The following is a 14,061-nucleotide window of genomic DNA, read 5'->3' as shown; positions in this document are numbered from 1 at the left end:
TCAGAACACCGGGTTGCCGTTGAAAGGATTGGTGCCCATCAGGTTCGGATCGCCCCTGAAATTGAGCAGGTTGTTGAACTTGGCCACGCACATGGCCACGGTGCGGTTGCAACCTGGGTAGACGCGTACCGAACCAAGCGGAATTCCTGCGGTTCCTCCCATCATGCGCATCACGCTGCCTGTCTGTCGTTCAATGGAACGTCGCTCGAACTCTCCCGAGCCGATAGGCCATTCGATGAAGCCGCCGTCGAACCAACCGTTAGGAAATGCCTCTGCGCCCCCACTACTCACGGCGGCGCCGGTCATGGACTGGATCACCATATCCACGCGCCAGAGATCACGGTTGATACCGCACTTGCGATCAAACAGCGCTGCGCCGCAATTGCGTTCCCACGTCAAGCGCAAGCCAGGCACATCGATGGTGGCCATCAATGTCTGCGCGCTGATTTCACAGCGATCGAGCTGCGGCCAGCGAACTGTCTCGATCGATCCACTCCAGGCAACTTGCGCGGTGCTCTCACCGTAGTGGTAGTCATAGATGACCAGCTCGATCTCTTTGCTGGGCGGCACGCCACGGTAAAGCGCAGCGACCTCAAGGTCGGCCGGCGCCGAGACTTTCATTCGATCGGCAGTGATTTCGCCTGTACGGCGGATACCGTCGTCCGTGATGCCGCCACGAAGCGTGCGGTAAACCTCTGGGCCGAGGTAGATGTCTCGATCGCCGCTGGTGTACAGCCAGACGATGACGCCGCGCTTGAACCGATAAAGGCGGATCGGTTGGCCATCTGCAATCGACTGCTCGCGGCTGTCATGACTCATCGGAAACCTCACGGAACACGGTCGACCAGGAGGCGACGCCCTCACTGTCGGTTTGGTGCTGGATTTCTTGTGTGTCGCTGTCAAAGCGGAACAGCGACAGCCAACTGATGCGGAAAACATCATCAGGCAGGATCTGGCGACCAAATGTGCTATCGATCGCGAGCTGCTCGATTTCGCCACTTATCTCTGAGCTACCGGTGATCCGGCGCATGAAAACGCTGCCATCGTAAAGCTCGACTCGGATGTCACGACGACCAGGAGCCGCACTGGCGAACCGGGTGTATCCGCAGTAAGCCACATCAATGGTGGTGGCCACGTTGGTAATGACGTCGACCAGGTGTAGATCATCGGAGTGCGTTGGCATCCAGACCGCCTTCTGGCGACCGTTCATAGCGGTGATGAAGGAACGCACGCGGGCTCGATCTGCTCGGCCAAGGTTGATCCACCGATATCCCACTACAGCCAGGCCCCGCTCAGCAGTATCGGTGTACAAGGGCATCGCGCTGCCGTTATCGAGGGTAAGCAGCAGACGCGACAGTGTGCGGGTCAGATCTTCGCTCTCGTCCGGTCGCTCGTCGAAGACCGGGTAGCCTCTATATAAAGTGATGGGCATTTCTGCAGGCCAGTCGCTGGTCTCGGTGACCAGGAACCGCACATCGGCAGAGATGGCGATGTCGGTCAGTCGGGTCAGCGATGGCTCGGCTGACAGCACGGCACTGCGCACCGGATACAGACGAGTACCCGCCGGCCAAGCCATCTGAGTACCGCGAGCGAGCTGCAGGCCGTCGGCCAGAACCTCCTCGATTTCGACAGTTTCGCTGACGAATGCTGACTCGCCGCGGAGCATGGCCAGGCCACCGACATGGAAATCGAGAAACTCCGTTTCACATGGGACAACTAGCGCCTTCACAGGTACTGGTTCGCCCAGCAGCTGAATCTCGTGCCAGATCGGCAACGCCCAGGTACGGGCGGACCAGCCCATCAGGGCAAGGTCCAGATACTGGCGTTCTCTACCTTCAACAAACATCGGCGCTTCGAACTCGCGACGAAGTGATTGACGAAGTGAGCGGCGCTGCTCCTTGGCGGACTCGCTCTGCAGAATGTCGGTCGATCCGATCAGGCGCTCCGTGATGCCGTCAGCCCAGTCTGGAACGAATGTCCAGCCAATGATGCGAACTGCGGTGACATGGACACCAGCAGCCTCACCACCCTCAAACTGCCACTGAACGATTGTGTCGAGCACCGACTGGCCATTGGGTGTCACTGTCAGCTCGAACAACAATTCCTTGAGTGCGGGGAACAACAAAGGCAGAACTGGTTGGCCACTGACGATGATGCCCTCATCAGTGCCAGTGATGGCTGCGAGAGCGCGGGGCGCTAACCAGGCGTTCCAGACGTAGATGTCGGAAGATTGATCGGATACGACGTTACCAAGATCAAGCACGCTTGGGCTGATGTGAATCCTGAAGTAGAAGTCATCGACCCATGAGCGCATTTTGCGGGTGGCAATTGGCTTGCTGTTGGCTTCGACCGGCCAGGACATGGTGAGTGCGGTCACCTCCGCGCGCTCGGTGATCGAGGCAAACGGCGAAGGGGCGAACTGGTCAACCCACTCAAAGCTCCAGTGCGCGCTGGTCAGTTGGCCGCTATCGAGCAGGCCGCCTATGGTCGTCTGCAGACGCCGGGTATTTAGGACGGCCATTGTTATGGGCCGTCATATCGAATGGCGCAGCCAAACGTACCACTATGGTCAACGCCAGCACCGCCATTCCGCGCTGTGGCGTCTTTTCTGTACCAGGGAAAAACCTTCCAACGCTCGCCGCCGATGTTGATCACCTCACTTGGGGCGTAGTTGTCGATGCGGGTGCATCTGGCATTCACCAGATCGGCTGTCAACGACACCTTTGCTTCCAGTCGGACTTTGTACGCACGGATCGGCAGCAACACAGACTCGCTGTTCCAGGTGTTCGGAAGCAAAGACATCAGGGGTGCGAGTGCAGCGACGCCCACCGGAGGCTGGCCAATTATCTGCGTCGGGGACCAGCCCTGGCCGTCGAGGTCTGAGTGAACCCATGTGTTGCGCGAGCCGGTGTCCTGCTGGTCGGTAGCCCAAGAGATCGCTGGGCAGCAACATGCAAGGCCGGTACCGCCGCCGTCTGGGAACATGAATACTGGGCCTCCCCCAGAGCCCAGAGATGCAGAAACCCAGGCGCCGGTGCCGGGAACATCAACCGTGCTCTGCCCAAACGCGCACCAACCGTAACGATCGACCGCGTAGTTGATGAACATGTACACCTCAGCGTCGAACACGCTGATGTGGTACTCGACCGGCCAGGTCAGCGCTTGGCTACCGATCGCTCCGACGCGCACAACGTTCGGAGCATCCCCAGCCAATGCGGAAGTACGACCCAACAGTGTTAGCGAACCGTTGACCACCTGCAGACGCACGAATACGCCATCCTTACTGATTGTGTCAGTGCTGGAATTCCAGGCCCACCCGTTGGCCATGCAAGCCTCCACCAGAGCGCTGCGTACGGCTGCCATGTCATTCGCTGAACCAGTGAAGTAAGCCATCAGTTGTCGAGCCTCATAGCGAAGTAATCGGTAAAGCCAACACGGCCTACATCCTGAATCACTACGTGATTGAAGCTATCGAGGACGAATGTGTTCTCGACGGCGTTGTTAAACCCGCTGATAGAGAAAATGCCGTCCAAGGCGCCCCATACATCGGACGTGTTGCCATGCAGTTCGACCGGGACAGGCGAATAGACGCCCTCGGTGTCGCGCAGCTGGGTCAGCCCGGCCAGCGAACTATTTCCCCATGGATAGCACCAGGCATTGCGCCACTGATCGTTCGAGCGCATGCCCAGCCGGAGTGAGTTGCCCCGGTAGCCCATGCCGTGCACCTCGGGGTTTGTGTTACTGAAACGAATCGCGGCAGCACCATCTAGCATGCCGCTACAGACCACTGGGTACGGATACTGGCTGGGGCGTGCGTACGGTAAGAATTTGCCCACATAACAGCTCTCATAAACCGGCGTGCCGACCTTCATGGCCAGGGCAATGCGCTGCGGGTTGAGGGTCAGCCAATAGTCGATGCGGTTGTTGTGGGCCGGCACGCCGGACAGACGCGCGCCTGGTTGTGTATCGAAGCTGTTGCCTGGCACGTAGCCGGTGAACACACCAGCGAGCAGGTTGTAGTAGTCGGCATCCGCGTTCTGGTACGTGCGGAAGCCCACGAAGATCTCTTCTTCGCCGGTGTAGCCAACTCCCTTCAGGATTAGCTGGCGATTGGGCGAGGCAACGTCATAGCGCAGCACCTGCCAGCCGTTGGCCGAGGCGAAGTCGCGGATGGTCTCCAGCATCTTGTAATGGGCGAGTACTCCGCCCGAGTTGTCGACGAAGCCGATTGTATGAGGCATCAGTTGATTCCCAGGATTGAACGGAATTTGGCGGGGTCGCGGGACATGGCCACCACTACAGCCTCACGGCCGACCGGGCCGGACATCACATCAGCGATGCGCGATGGGTCGTCGACCAGGTAGAAGTTCTGCTGGTTCTTCAGGGTGGTGGCCATGTTCTTGGCTGGCTCGGCCAGGCTGGTGTTTGCCAGCCCAGGAGCGGGCATTGCAGGCGCAGGGACACCGGCCAGACCGCCGGTGCTGTGATAGACCGGGCTGTTGACGGCGGCCATGCCGTAGCGGTTGAACTTGTGCAGGAACGCCAGCGCTCCTGGCTGGGTGACCACAGCTGCGCGCGTCACGAACTCGTTGTTCGAGAGCATGGCGCTGATTGAGTCCGAGGTGCCGGTACCGGGGCCTGTAACGTGCCCGCCGGTTGCAACGGCAACTTTCGCAGCGCCCGCAACTGCCGAGGTGCTGTTGGCTGCAGCCAAGCTTGTTGCGGCAGCCTGTATGGCTGATGCTCCTGTGATCAATGTTCCGCCGGCGGCAGACAAAGCGCCTGCAGATGTCGTTACTGCAGCCGCGCCGGTAGCGAGGCCTGCCGCCTCGGTAGCTCCGCCTCCGAACAAACTGCTCAAGCCGTCAGTGGCCATCTGCGCGAGTTGCTGCGAGGCGAGATCCGCCATTGAGCTGGAGATGCTGGTAATGAAAGCCATTGCCGCATCCTGCAGACTCATGGTGCCGTCAGCCAGGCCACGCAACGCGTTCTGGATGCCGGTCTCGAAACCAGACTTGAGGGCGTTGCTGAATTGGTTGGCCACCACGGTCAGGTTGGCCAGGCGAGTTTCCAGATCCTTCACGCGCTCGATCGCCGCTGGGTCGCCTGTGACAGCCGCCAGCTCGCGCATCTGTGGCAGTAGCGCCTGCACCTGCGCGGCCGTGGCCTTGTTCAAGTCCAGAATCTGCTGACGGGCGCCGAGTTCGCTGATCAGCCCGGCCTGCTGCTGCGTGCTGATGGTCTGTTCACGGCGGGACTGTTCGCCAAACACACGGTTAAGGGCTTCTTCCAGGTCATCCAGCTCCGCTTTGGCCTGCTCGATGCCCATCAGCTTGCTGACCAGGGCAGCGCCCTCAGTGTTGCCGCTGGCGGTCAGGCGTTTCTGCAGGGCCCCGTACTTTTTCTCGATCTCCGCGCCGGCGGCCTCGACGTTCTGGCCGGTGGCCTTCAGGTAGTCGAGCTGCAGCTGCTGCAGGAGCTTGGTGTCCTTCTTGGCCTGGTCGTCAGCCTTCTTCTGTTTTTCAGCAGCGTCCAGGGTCGCCCATGCGGCCTTGGCTCGGGCCTGCAGGGCACCGGTCAGGTTGCGTTGGTCGAGCTCGTATTCGCGGCGCGCGGCTTTACTTAAGCCAAACGTGGCGGCCTCTTTCTCCAGCTGCTTGACCCAGTCCTCATTGGACTTGGCCAGTCGCTTGGCCGCCGTATCGTTGCCGGCACTCGGCTTGAATGGGGTGGTTGGCGTGGTCGGAGCGGAAACGGTGGTCGCCGGCAGCGTGATCGCGCCAGGTGCAGGGTTATAGATGGCGTTGAGCTGGTCGTTGTAGCGCTGGAGACGCTCCTGGGTCTCGGACAACCAGCGCTCGATGCGAGCTGCCGACTCATTATCGTTCTTGCGATACGCGTCATCGAGCAACTGCTGCGCGCGGTTGAGCTGGGCCGTCTCACGCTGGACTGCATCCTCCAGTCTTACAGCGTCGTCACCAGCCGGCCCCTCCATTCGAGCGGCCACTTCCTCCGCAACGAACTTGACCACAGCCGCTGCACCGCCGACGCCCTTGGCGCCGTATTCGATGAGTTTACCCAGAGCGGTGATCAGGGTGTTCAGGCCCTCGATCACGGCCGGGTCGCTGAGCACGTCCTTCAGGTCACGAATGGCGGTGGTATAGCTGTCGATGAAGCCGTTTTCGCCAGCCTGGATCTTCAGCTCGGTAAAGGCGTTGGTGAGGCGGTTCAGTTCGCCCTGCAGGCCATTGGCGGCCTTTTGCCCTTGCTCGCCATAGGCTTCCTGCAGGGCGGCACCGAAGCGTGGCAGGAATTCTGTGGCTGGGATCATGCCTTTTTCCAGCCACTGGCTGAGCTGGGCGGTGTTGGTGCCCAGGGCCTTGGCCGCCAGGCCAAATGCACCAGGTACTCGCTGGCCGAGCTGCAGCACCAGCTCCTGGGTCTGCACTTTGCCCTTGCTGACCATCTGCTCCAGGGCGAGAAGCAAGCCGTTCACTTCCTCTTTGCCCAGGTGCAAGGTCGTTGCCGCCGACGCAACGCCCTCGAAGACGCCGCGGATCTGCTTGCCCAGTTCGGGGGATTCCTTCGCGGCCGCTACCAGCCGTGCATAGCTCTGGGACGTGCTCAGCAGCTCCAGGCCGAGGCGTTCACTCACCTCACGAACGAATTGCAGCTCCTGGGCAGCGGCGCCGGCCGACCCTGTGGCAGCTTCCATCGTGTGGATGGCTTGCTGCCACTCGACGTTGGTGTTGACGATTGCCCGGCTGGCTGAGGTAAGCCCGTAGCCCGCAAAGCCTGTCAGCATGAGGCGCTGCACGCTACGGATGGCCGAGGCCAATCCGGTCATCTGTGTGGTGCTGGTTTTCGCTTCGCTGCCGACATCGGTAATAGCCGAGCGCTTGGCCCGCAGCTTGTCCAGGCTGGCGGTGTATTGCTCCAGGGAAAGTCGCCCGGCCTTGTAGTGGGCTGCCAGTTGCTGCTCTCGCTTGTCGAGTGCACCTAGAGCCTTTTCGTTACGGTCGATGGTGCCCAGCAGCTGCTGCAGCGCCTTGTGCTGCTTGGCTGACTCCGCGGTGGCCTTCGCGGTCTGGTCAGCGGCCTGTTTCTCGGCTTGCGCTTTCTGATCAGCGGCACGTTCATTGGCGTGATAGGCGTTCATCGACGCGTTCTGGGCAGCGACGGTTTCCTTCCAATTGGCGTTGAGGGTTCGCGCTGCTGCATTCTGGCTCTGCATGCTCGCAGCGACTTCATCCTGAGCGCGCTTTTGCGCCAGGCTAGCGGCGACGACTGCATTGATGCGTGCGGTTTGCTGCTCGGCCGACTCGCCAAGATGGTTGAGTTGAACGTTGGCCGCTTGCGTTGTCTCGGTGAGGGTTCTGGTCGCTTCTGTCAGATCAACGACCGGAGCTTTGTTGATGACCGGAGCGGTTACAGTTGCAGCGGCAGTTCCGGCCTGTGGAGCAGATAGTGATGCATTGCGTTTGCCCAGCTCAGTATTGGCGTTACGGATTGCTGCTGCGAGCCGGGACTCACTGGCAGTGATGGAGTCGTTGGCCGTTGTAGTTTTCGCCGCCGCATCGATCGCGGCCTGCGAGATTGCGTCGATGTTCTTGCCGGTTTCTGTTGCGGTAGTACCAACACCTTCGACAGCATTCCCTAGCTCCTGCAGGGCAACACGCCCCTGCTCAAGGTCAGCCTTGATGCGGAGGGCGAGTTCGAGGTCTTTGTTGGCCATGGTGGGCGACTACGTGCAGAGAATGTAGGTGCCATGGTCGCGCGCGCGCGTGGTTGAGTAGTTTGGAAGGGGCAAAAAGAAGCCGCCCGCAGGCGGCTATCTTTTCAGGCGGCTGAGCGCTACTCCCCGATACCTTGCCAGTTGTCAGGCATAGCCTCACCACCGAGCTTTATACCCTTACCGAGCGCTGTTCCCACTAGCTCACGAACTTTATCCAGCAGGCCGTTTTTAGCAGCTTGAGCAAGTTGGTCTCCAATAGTCTCTCCGCCTAAGGAGTTCGGTACCTGCTTCAGTGTCTCCAGTCCTTTAGCCGTCAAAACAGCCCTTACTGTTCCATCGACCAAGGTCATTTTAACGTCGAGATAGCCGGCGCCCTTGAGCCAGTCAACTGTATGAACAAAGAATTCCAAAGCTTCTTTATACGCACGATTTGGCTTGAGATCGTCTCCGCTCAACTCCGAAAACGTTTGAAAGTAGTCGACCGGAGCCATTTGACGTACTACGGGAAAACTCTGATATAGATCGGCAAAAATCTTGCCTGTAAGGTTGTCGAATTTTTCTATGTTGGTGGCCATGTCGCTGACTCCCTGTCTCTAGTGAAGGATCCCACTACAGCAGTCGACTCAAGACATGGCAAGTGTGCTACGACTTCAAAAGCGTTTTCAGATGGTTCTCCGCATCCTTGCCCCCGGCGAATGCCATGTTCGCATCCACCAGGTACTGTGCTCTCATTTGTGCCTGACGCCGTAGTTCCGCCTCGTAATGCAGCAGGATCTGGCGCTGGGTCATTCGGCCGACTCGATCGGCATCGCCATAGCCCGCAGTGATCAGGGTTGCGTAGATGTCAGCCCAGCGACCGCCTTTGCGACCGCCTGATCCGCCTGAATCCGCCCGTGGGCACTGCGCACGTAGAAAGGGCCGTTGACGCTCCACCAGATCATCAGCAGGGTCTGCCCTTCGTCCTGGTTGAGGCTGGCCATCCACTCCTGATCCACGTCGGCGGCGATGGCCACAGCCTCGGTGATCGCGTCGATGTGGCAGCCCAGGAAGGTTTGGACGTCACCAATCCGTAGCGGCTCGTCGTTCACCAGCAGAGTTTTGAGGTCATCCAGGAACGGCTTCAGCATCGGCAGCAGACGCTGGCCTTCGATGAAGCCGTACTCACGCACCACCACCTCACGCCCGGCAATGGTCACCGGGCGATCCGGGTGGAGCACTTCCAGATCATTCGCGCCGGCATCGGCGGCCGAGGCCGCCTGCTTGCGCTTGGCTGGTGGTTTCGCGCGCACTGCCATGTCAGCTCGCCTGCTTGGTGATCATGCGGCCGTAACCGCCCAGGTTGGCGTTACGGGCGTTGAGCGGATCGAACAGCACCGCACCGGTCAGCGGGAGCGAACCGTACTCTTCATGAATCAGGCCCAGCTCGCCGATCGGGTTGAATTTGCAGCGGTACAGGTCGACCAGCACGGATTCACCCGTCTCGGTGTTGATGCCGTCCAGGAACAGCCAGCGCTCTGGCGGACGGCTGGTGAACATGGCCAGCGAGTCGACTGCTGCGTACTCATAGGCCGCCGATGGCGCCGTGGCCTGCGGCGTCAGGAACTCGACCAGGCCACCAGCGGGCGAGTGGATGCGGTAGTCGGTACCCAGTACGAGTGGGGTGGCGCCCGAGGTCAGCACCAGGTCGTCGATGTGGGGGTGATCCAGACGCACGTACTCGCCCTCGATCAGGTCGCCGGGAAGCGCCTCACCAGTGACGGTGCCACCAATCAGCGGCGTATGGTTGGCATACAGGCCCAGCGACAGGTTCTGCACCAGCCACTCGTCCAGGGTGAGGTTGAGCGTTGCGGTCTTGCCGCGATCGAGCAGGCCGATCTGCAGGCGGTTACCGCTGTAGCTTTCGTTCTTGGGCGTGGTCTCGGTGGCGAGCTGCAACGTGCAGGTCGGCGCGTTGCCAACCCAGACGGGCTTTTCATACTTGCCCAGCGCACTGCGAGTCGCCAGGTAGATGGAGCCTTGGAGAGAAACGAGCATGGGTTGGCTTCCTATTTAGTGGCAGCAGGTGCGGCTGGCTCAGCCGGGCCTTCGATCTTCTTGTGGCGGACCAGCCAATCTTTCTCGGCTTCCGTCACCTCGATCTCGGCGTCCTTGGCGTACTCGACGCCGGCGTGTTTGTGGTCGGCGATCAGCTTGACCTTCACGCGCTTGATCTCGGCCGGCTTGGGGTCTTTGGTACTCATGGGTTGCTCCCGATGGAGTGTTGAGTGGCGTATACCTCGGCCCAGAGCAGGGTCGAGTCGTTTGAATCCAGCACCTGGCCGGCCACGAACTGGCAGCCACGGGCACCTGGAAGCGGCGGAACCCAGCCAATGAGCTGCCCGCGCACGGCGTCCAGGATCGGGCCAAGGGCGTCAGCGGCATCCGCATCGCTGTAGCGATAGTTCCTTACTGCGACCACAACGCCGAAGGTCGCCTCGGTCATCTGCTTGACGCGCCCGCCAGGGTTGCCGGATGGGTTGGCCATCGCGTTCTCGCGGGACAACAGCGCGTAGGCCGAGGGGGTGCGAAAGCCAGTCAGGCCTTGCACCTTGGCGTAGTCAGCGGCAGTGCCAACCACCTCCAGATCCTTGAGCAGCTTCAAACGCTCAATGACCAGGCGCGTATCCAGCGGCGCGTTGCTCATCGGAATGCCTTCAGCTGGTCGCGCCCAAACACGTTGGGTGCCGCCTCGAAGCGCACATCCACCAGGTTCGGGCTGTTCTGTATGGGGTCATCGGCGCCGAGGCTGAACTTGCCCTCGGCGGTCAGCTGCAGAAACTTCAGGGCGTCCCGGTAGTCACGGACGATCGGGCTCTTGTCATCAGCGCTGATGAGGTGCTGATGCAGAAAATATCGGGTGATGGCCCGGCACCAGGCGGTAACTATGCCTGGTACCGGATCCAGCGGCAGGTAGCCGCGCTTCGACAGGTAGCCATCGACGACCGCCCCGGCATCGCGCCGGGCGTCATCGATACGCTGCAGGGCGTCGTCAGCCCGTGCGTTCTCCTCAGCCGACCAGGAGCTGCGATCTGCGCCAGTCAAGGCCGCTTCCATCAGCTCGTAGGGCACCATGCGTTCATGCTGCGCGGTGGCCACCTCGGCCAGCTCACGCGCACCCGGACGCTCATGCAGTTCGGCATGGGAGATGTACATGGGTTACTCCGCCTTGCCCGAGAACGTGCCCACCTCGACACGCAGGTTCGGATCGCTGGCCAGCGCCTCGATCTGTTCCTCGGTCAAAGCGCTCAGGGCGATGCCATGCCCCTCTGGCGTGAAGCGGTGACCACAGCGGCGGAAGCCACGCGGGCTGACCGAGCGGATGAACAGCGCCTGGATGTCATCGCCGTTCAGACCCGCCGCAGGATCATCGACACTATTACTGGTTGCACCAGGTGCTGCCTGAACAACGGCAGCGAGCTCCGACCCTGCGGCAGGCGGTGTAAAGCCGCTTTGCTCACCATCATTGATCTCGGCTTTGGCCTCGATCAGAGGAATGAGCTGCTCGATCTGCAGAGCGTCCGCGCCCTCGATGTCGAGGTGTTGGCCGACCTGGCGCAGCAGCGGCTCGGCGAGATCCTGCAGCGGGATTACGCCCGCCTCACCAGCCTTTAGCGCGACGAGGTACTCGGCAACACCTTTGCCATCCCAGATGACGACCACTTGGCCATCCTGGGCTGCAGCGCTGGAAGTTGCCGCCGGCTGGTTATCCAGCTTTTCGGCGGCTGCAGAAGCGGCCTGAGCGGCTCCTGCTTTCTCGGTAGCCGGCTTATTGGCCGGCTTGTTCGATTGAGAACGTGCCATTAGCGCCCCCTTACAGCCACGGCGTGACGAGCACGTCCACGACATCGCGGTTGATGTTGGTGGCGCCGGCGGCATTGCGCTCGGCCTTGACCACTTCCAGGGCCTGAGCGCGCATGCTCGGCGGTACTACCAGCAGCTTCGGACGAATGCCCAGCTTCTTGCCGCGATCGCCCGTCAGGCTCTGCATGGCGGCGAAGGCGTCATTGAAGCTCGACGCATCCAGCGTTTCGCGGCTGGCATACGCCAACTGCCAGAGGCCGTAGCCGACGTTCAGGCGGGCATCCACGCCGTAGATGAACTCCTTGCGCATGAACACGTTTTCGTCGGTCTCTTTGTCGAGGGTGACGAAGTTGTACGGCTTGCGCTTCTGCAGGATCAGCGGCTTCAGCACGCGGGTGGTGTCCAGCAGGTACCAGGCTGTACCGGTGCCGCCCTGGAAGTTGCTCACGCTGCCTTCCACGCCAGCGGCGTTGGTCACCGGGTGGTCAGTGTCGAAGAAATTCTGGCCGTCATAGCCCAGGCCGCTGAAACCGCCGGCAAGCAGCGAATAGACCAAGGTGCCGGGGTGCTCGGCCGAATCCTGGCCCAGCTGCCCCATCAGCGGGTTGAACAGCCCGTAGCTGTCATCCTCGATCGACTCGCGGGGAACGCCCACGGTGTTCTCGAAGGACTTGTTCTTGATGCTGTAGTCATGCAGGCCGAGGTTCTGGATGACGCGGTCGCCCAGCCACTCGCGGAAGGCGGTGCTATTGCCCAGCCAGCCGTACTGCTCGACCGAATTGGTCGACGGCACGCTCAGGGTGAACTGGTCGAAGTCGGGGGTGACGCCCGCGAATGCACTCTGGAAACTGGACTTGTAGCCAGTGAACAGTGCGCGCAGGTTCTGCTGATTGATGATCATCTGGGTCGTGCTCCTTAGATCTCGATCCAGACACCGGCGCTATCCACATCGCGGATAACGCCAGCTACGGAACGGGTGTTGGTTGCGGACGTCAGGGCGACCGTCTGGTCGTCGACGATGTAGGCCGGGGCGCCGATGTTGGCGCGGGTGATTTCGTCAGCCGCGGTGCTGTTGGCAAACGCGAACACACCGCGGCGGGCCTCGATGCGCTTCGCGCCGGCCGTGCCGTCCCGGTTGTCGACGTGCTCCTCAGCGCGGCCACGAACCTTCAGGTTGGCCGAGGTACTGCCCGGAACAGCGAAACCGGCAGCGTTCAGGCAGACGATGGAGCCGGCGTAGATGCGCGTGGCACCGGCCACTGGGTCGTTGTACTGCACGCCGTCACGGCGCGGGGTGTTGCGATCGGTAGTCAGGGCCATGATCAGGCTTCCTTCGCGGCTTTGAATTGCTCAGGGGTGACGCCCATCGCGCTGCATACCGCCAGCTCTTCCTGGGTCAACCCGGTTCCTTTGTCAGCGATCGGCGGCTTGCCCCCGGTCTGGGTAGCGGTGAGCGCGGCGATCGGGCTGACGGTGCTGAGGTAGGAGGTCAGCGCCGCACGGTTGGATTTGCCCAGGTCCCGGGCCCAGCCTTCCATGGTGGTGTGCAGGCGGCCGTCTTCCAGGGCAGCGGTGATCTCGGCATCCAGCTCCTTCTGGTCGCGCTCACCGAGGCGAGCAGTCAGTGCGGCCACTTCACCCTGCAGGCCAGTGACCACATCGACCGGAACGAACTTGGCCGGATCCACATTTGCAGCCTTGGCCTTCAGGCCAGTGCAGGCCGCAATGAGTATGTCGCCAGTGGCTTTGCCATCGATGTCCAGCGCCTTGCGCAGAGCCGCCTGTTGATCGGTGTGAGCAGTCAGCGCAACGATGGCCTGCTCTTCGGTGGTGTCCTCGGCCAGGCCGAGCGCGGTCAGAACCGCCAGCAGAAGTGGGTTCACGGGTGTTTCCTCTTCAAGGGTGAGCCCGAACGTGGCGGCAGCACGCAGGCCCAGGGCCTCCATACCGTCGATAGCCGGGTTGTTGGTAAGCGCGCCCATCTGCACGTCGAGCACATGACCAGTCGTGGGGTGGTAGACGAATACGGGGGAGAAGAACTGGTACTCGCCATCGGCGATGTACTGGCGGGCTTTGGTAGTCAGGTCGACGCGGGCAAACAGGCCTTCACCTTCACGCCATTCCAGCGCCTTGAAGAAGCCGGCTGCCGGGGCTGGCTGGCCGTTCTCTTCCTTGTGCAGCGTCTGGTGTTCGTAATCCAGCACCGGGGGCGTGCGGCGGGCGTCGAAGCGCTCGATGACTTTGCTGGCAACGGCCCGATCGATGTACCAGGATGGCACCTTGATCTCGCGACCGTCAGATGGCTTGAAGTGGCCAGCGGGTGTCACCTGAATGGTGATGCTGTTGTCGGCAGCAATCTCGCCCAGCGAGTAACTGCAGGCTGCGAGTGCGACGGCGAGTTTGAGGCGTTTTCTGTTCATACCGCCGAGGATGGCGGTCGACCTGGAGAAGGTCTTTTGGACGGGGCAAAAACTTTGCAGCGGTGC

Annotated in this window: 16 protein-coding genes; all 16 read right to left on the bottom strand. The window is 61.3% G+C overall.

The features are described from left to right. Window positions 1-819 (bottom strand): phage BR0599 family protein, encoded by an 819-nt coding sequence (locus K8U54_RS13015; protein ID WP_249906262.1) that lies wholly within the window; start codon window positions 817-819, stop codon window positions 1-3. Beyond that, window positions 809-2,521, bottom strand: coding sequence for a hypothetical protein (locus K8U54_RS13010; protein WP_249906261.1), 1,713 nt, complete (start codon window positions 2,519-2,521; stop codon window positions 809-811). The genes K8U54_RS13015 and K8U54_RS13010 overlap by 11 nt, the downstream gene beginning before the upstream one ends. A gap of 2 nt (window positions 2,522-2,523) precedes the next feature. Further along, the gene (locus K8U54_RS13005; RefSeq protein ID WP_249906260.1) at window positions 2,524-3,393 is read right to left on the bottom strand and encodes a hypothetical protein; all 870 of its coding nucleotides are present in this window, start codon (window positions 3,391-3,393) and stop codon (window positions 2,524-2,526) included. Further along, on the bottom strand, window positions 3,393-4,241 hold the full coding sequence (locus tag K8U54_RS13000; RefSeq protein ID WP_249906259.1) for a hypothetical protein: 849 nt from the start codon (window positions 4,239-4,241) through the stop codon (window positions 3,393-3,395). The genes K8U54_RS13005 and K8U54_RS13000 overlap by 1 nt, the downstream gene beginning before the upstream one ends. Beyond that, window positions 4,241-7,735 (bottom strand): tape measure protein, encoded by a 3,495-nt coding sequence (locus K8U54_RS12995; protein WP_249906258.1) that lies wholly within the window; start codon window positions 7,733-7,735, stop codon window positions 4,241-4,243. The genes K8U54_RS13000 and K8U54_RS12995 overlap by 1 nt, the downstream gene beginning before the upstream one ends. Before the next feature lie 119 nt (window positions 7,736-7,854). Further along, window positions 7,855-8,310, bottom strand: a complete 456-nt coding sequence (locus tag K8U54_RS12990) for a hypothetical protein (RefSeq protein ID WP_249906257.1) — start codon at window positions 8,308-8,310, stop codon at window positions 7,855-7,857. A gap of 67 nt (window positions 8,311-8,377) precedes the next feature. Further along, window positions 8,378-8,524: a hypothetical protein gene (locus K8U54_RS12985; RefSeq protein WP_249906256.1), complete on the bottom strand. Its 147-nt coding sequence runs from the start codon at window positions 8,522-8,524 to the stop codon at window positions 8,378-8,380. Between the two features lie 38 nt (window positions 8,525-8,562). Further along, window positions 8,563-9,030, bottom strand: a complete 468-nt coding sequence (locus K8U54_RS12980; protein WP_249906255.1) for a DUF6631 family protein — start codon at window positions 9,028-9,030, stop codon at window positions 8,563-8,565. A 1-nt stretch (window position 9,031) separates the two neighbouring features. Next, window positions 9,032-9,769, bottom strand: coding sequence for a hypothetical protein (locus K8U54_RS12975; protein ID WP_249906254.1), 738 nt, complete (start codon window positions 9,767-9,769; stop codon window positions 9,032-9,034). Between the two features lie 11 nt (window positions 9,770-9,780). Then, a complete protein-coding gene (locus K8U54_RS12970; protein WP_249906253.1) occupies window positions 9,781-9,975 on the bottom strand; it encodes a DUF7210 family protein in 195 nt (64 codons plus the stop codon). After that, on the bottom strand, window positions 9,972-10,418 hold the full coding sequence (locus K8U54_RS12965) for a phage tail terminator protein (protein WP_249906252.1): 447 nt from the start codon (window positions 10,416-10,418) through the stop codon (window positions 9,972-9,974). Before K8U54_RS12965 ends, K8U54_RS12970 begins: the two co-directional genes overlap by 4 nt. Continuing rightward, window positions 10,415-10,927 carry a gp436 family protein gene (locus K8U54_RS12960; protein WP_249906251.1) on the bottom strand — a complete coding sequence of 171 codons (513 nt, stop codon included), beginning with the start codon at window positions 10,925-10,927 and terminating at the stop codon, window positions 10,415-10,417. Before K8U54_RS12960 ends, K8U54_RS12965 begins: the two co-directional genes overlap by 4 nt. A 3-nt stretch (window positions 10,928-10,930) precedes the next feature. Continuing rightward, the gene (locus tag K8U54_RS12955) at window positions 10,931-11,575 is read right to left on the bottom strand and encodes a hypothetical protein (RefSeq protein ID WP_249906250.1); all 645 of its coding nucleotides are present in this window, start codon (window positions 11,573-11,575) and stop codon (window positions 10,931-10,933) included. Window positions 11,576-11,585: 10 nt separating this feature from the next. After that, window positions 11,586-12,476 (bottom strand): Mu-like prophage major head subunit gpT family protein, encoded by an 891-nt coding sequence (locus K8U54_RS12950; RefSeq protein ID WP_249906249.1) that lies wholly within the window; start codon window positions 12,474-12,476, stop codon window positions 11,586-11,588. Window positions 12,477-12,490: 14 nt separating this feature from the next. Continuing rightward, on the bottom strand, window positions 12,491-12,895 hold the full coding sequence (locus K8U54_RS12945) for a hypothetical protein (RefSeq protein WP_249906248.1): 405 nt from the start codon (window positions 12,893-12,895) through the stop codon (window positions 12,491-12,493). 2 nt (window positions 12,896-12,897) lie between these two features. After that, window positions 12,898-13,995, bottom strand: coding sequence for a phage protease (locus tag K8U54_RS12940; RefSeq protein WP_249906247.1), 1,098 nt, complete (start codon window positions 13,993-13,995; stop codon window positions 12,898-12,900). Between the last annotated feature and the right edge of the window lie 66 nt (window positions 13,996-14,061).

The organism is Pseudomonas fulva (genome assembly GCF_023517795.1).
Lineage (GTDB): Bacteria > Pseudomonadota > Gammaproteobacteria > Pseudomonadales > Pseudomonadaceae > Aquipseudomonas > Aquipseudomonas fulva_D.
This window is presented reverse-complemented; position numbering and strand designations above follow the sequence as displayed.

Excerpts from the sequence above, each read along its gene's own strand:
- K8U54_RS12980 (WP_249906255.1), bottom strand. The coding sequence starts at position 9,030 with ATGGCAGTGCGCGCGAAACCACCAGCCAAGCGCAAGCAGGCGGCCTCG.
- K8U54_RS12970 (WP_249906253.1), bottom strand. The coding sequence starts at position 9,975 with ATGAGTACCAAAGACCCCAAGCCGGCCGAGATCAAGCGCGTGAAGGTC.
- K8U54_RS13000 (WP_249906259.1), bottom strand. The coding sequence starts at position 4,241 with ATGCCTCATACAATCGGCTTCGTCGACAACTCGGGCGGAGTACTCGCC.
- K8U54_RS12960 (WP_249906251.1), bottom strand. The coding sequence starts at position 10,927 with ATGTACATCTCCCATGCCGAACTGCATGAGCGTCCGGGTGCGCGTGAG.
- K8U54_RS12950 (WP_249906249.1), bottom strand. The coding sequence starts at position 12,476 with ATGATCATCAATCAGCAGAACCTGCGCGCACTGTTCACTGGCTACAAG.
- K8U54_RS13005 (WP_249906260.1), bottom strand. The coding sequence starts at position 3,393 with ATGGCTTACTTCACTGGTTCAGCGAATGACATGGCAGCCGTACGCAGC.
- K8U54_RS12975 (WP_249906254.1), bottom strand. The coding sequence starts at position 9,769 with ATGCTCGTTTCTCTCCAAGGCTCCATCTACCTGGCGACTCGCAGTGCG.
- K8U54_RS13015 (WP_249906262.1), bottom strand. The coding sequence starts at position 819 with ATGAGTCATGACAGCCGCGAGCAGTCGATTGCAGATGGCCAACCGATC.
- K8U54_RS12995 (WP_249906258.1), bottom strand. The coding sequence starts at position 7,735 with ATGGCCAACAAAGACCTCGAACTCGCCCTCCGCATCAAGGCTGACCTT.
- K8U54_RS12955 (WP_249906250.1), bottom strand. The coding sequence starts at position 11,575 with ATGGCACGTTCTCAATCGAACAAGCCGGCCAATAAGCCGGCTACCGAG.
- K8U54_RS12965 (WP_249906252.1), bottom strand. The coding sequence starts at position 10,418 with ATGAGCAACGCGCCGCTGGATACGCGCCTGGTCATTGAGCGTTTGAAG.
- K8U54_RS12990 (WP_249906257.1), bottom strand. The coding sequence starts at position 8,310 with ATGGCCACCAACATAGAAAAATTCGACAACCTTACAGGCAAGATTTTT.
- K8U54_RS12945 (WP_249906248.1), bottom strand. The coding sequence starts at position 12,895 with ATGGCCCTGACTACCGATCGCAACACCCCGCGCCGTGACGGCGTGCAG.
- K8U54_RS12940 (WP_249906247.1), bottom strand. The coding sequence starts at position 13,995 with ATGAACAGAAAACGCCTCAAACTCGCCGTCGCACTCGCAGCCTGCAGT.
- K8U54_RS12985 (WP_249906256.1), bottom strand. The coding sequence starts at position 8,524 with ATGACCCAGCGCCAGATCCTGCTGCATTACGAGGCGGAACTACGGCGT.
- K8U54_RS13010 (WP_249906261.1), bottom strand. The coding sequence starts at position 2,521 with ATGGCCGTCCTAAATACCCGGCGTCTGCAGACGACCATAGGCGGCCTG.